Annotated in this window: 1 pseudogene; it reads right to left on the bottom strand. The window is 38.7% G+C overall.

The features are described from left to right. Nucleotides 1–65 (bottom strand): annotated as a pseudogene (locus HFD15_RS14630) (bacteriocin); the annotation flags it as partial. Between the last annotated feature and the right edge of the window lie 157 nt (nt 66–222).

The raw sequence follows: 222 nt of genomic DNA, 5'->3' as shown, positions 1-222 counted from the left end.
ACATCTCCAGAAACGACTGTTGCTTGTTCCCCATTAGATAATGTAATTTTATCTCCTGTTTTCATTTTTCACTTCCATTCTAGGCTCCGCCTATTTAACGAAAAAATTTCACTTTAGGGTGAGTTTTTTATAAGAAAAATAAGGGCTCCCTAAAGCCCTTAAAATATTGCGGGAATAGGATTTGAACCTATGACCTTCGGGTTATGAGCCCGACGAGCTACC

The sequence above is a fragment of the Lactococcus sp. EKM203L genome (genome assembly GCF_011800585.1).
Taxonomy (GTDB): Bacteria; Bacillota; Bacilli; order Lactobacillales; family Streptococcaceae; genus Lactococcus; species Lactococcus lactis.
Note: the sequence above shows the minus strand (reverse complement) of the source record. Positions and strands in the feature narration are given on the sequence as shown.